The sequence below is a fragment of the Veillonella tobetsuensis genome, assembly GCF_002959935.1.
Taxonomy (GTDB): domain Bacteria; phylum Bacillota; class Negativicutes; order Veillonellales; family Veillonellaceae; genus Veillonella; species Veillonella tobetsuensis.
Window position 1 is genome coordinate 1 of sequence record NZ_PPDF01000006.1, and the last position, 1,411, is coordinate 1,411.

Annotated in this window: 2 tRNA genes and 2 rRNA genes; all 4 read left to right on the forward strand. The window is 46.4% G+C overall.

Going from position 1 to position 1,411, the window contains the following annotated elements:
- A 16S ribosomal RNA gene (locus tag VTHSUH11_RS02295) occupies nucleotides 1–409 on the forward strand; the annotation flags it as partial.
- 124 nt (nucleotides 410–533) lie between these two features.
- A tRNA-Ile gene (locus tag VTHSUH11_RS02300) sits at nucleotides 534–610 on the forward strand.
- Nucleotides 611–620: 10 nt separating this feature from the next.
- Nucleotides 621–696, forward strand: a tRNA-Ala gene (locus VTHSUH11_RS02305).
- 493 nt (nucleotides 697–1,189) lie between these two features.
- Nucleotides 1,190–1,411, forward strand: a 23S ribosomal RNA gene (locus tag VTHSUH11_RS02310); the annotation flags it as partial.

Here is a 1,411-nt window from a genome sequence, read left to right on the forward strand (position 1 = left end):
TTCGGGTGGGAACTCATGAGAGACTGCCGCAGACAATGCGGAGGAAGGCGGGGATGACGTCAAATCATCATGCCCCTTATGACCTGGGCTACACACGTACTACAATGGGAGTTAATAGACGGAAGCGAGATCGCGAGATGGAGCAAACCCGAGAAACACTCTCTCAGTTCGGATCGTAGGCTGCAATTCGCCTACGTGAAGTCGGAATCGCTAGTAATCGCAGGTCAGCATACTGCGGTGAATACGTTCCCGGGCCTTGTACACACCGCCCGTCACACCACGAAAGTCGGAAGTGCCCAAAGCCGGTGGGGTAACCTTCGGGAGCCAGCCGTCTAAGGTAAAGTCGATGATTGGGGTGAAGTCGTAACAAGGTAGCCGTATCGGAAGGTGCGGCTGGATCACCTCCTTTCTAGGGAGACATACACCGAGCCAAGAGCTTGGATGTCACTTAGGTCGACACTTTGGCACCTAACATTGTTCGGTTTTGAGAGATCTGTTATCTACAAGATAATATATTTCTCATACTATTAAATGGGCCTATAGCTCAGCTGGTTAGAGCGCACGCCTGATAAGCGTGAGGTCGGTGGTTCGAGTCCACCTAGGCCCACCATTTAATACATGGGGGCGTAGCTCAGTTGGGAGAGCACCTGCCTTGCAAGCAGGGGGTCAGGAGTTCGAATCTCCTCGTCTCCACCATTTAGTATTTGACAGCTAGTCTGCTATATACTAAAAAAACAAAGCTGATTTAAACAATCAGTTACAATTTAATAGATTTCGATGGATATCTAGGCGCATGAGATGAACGCCGTCGCCGCGTAATGGTAATTACGCAAGACAAGTGAGACGAATGCAACGACGATAGACGCGAAATATATAAATTGTTTGTTCTTTGAAAACTGCATAGAAGATAATTATATATATTTGTAAGGTCATCTCTTAGAATTTCTAAGTAGGTTGACCCGAGCACATAGGAAATAATTCTCTGACTTAATGGTGACGTACATGTAAAATGTACGGCTACAAAATAAACGACAATGTATCTAATGCATGTCTAAAAATCAAATTGATTTTCGTCAGAATTTGATGAATATCGAGGCGTACCAGTGAAGCGAAATCGCCGCGTATTTGTATACGCAAGATGAGCTGAATGCAGTACAACGAAGATAGTCGCAAATTATGGCGTAAAATAAGTAAAGATTTTAAGGGCGTACGGTGGATGCCTTGGCGATATCAGCCGAAGAAGGACGCGGTAAGCTGCGATAAGCTACGGAGAGGTGCAAGCAACCTTTGACCCGTAGATTTCCGAATGGGGGAACCCGGCAGTGGTTATGCACTGTCACCCATACCTTTGAGTATGAGGAGGGCACCTGGGGAACTGAAACATCTAATTACCCAGAGGAAGAGTAATCAA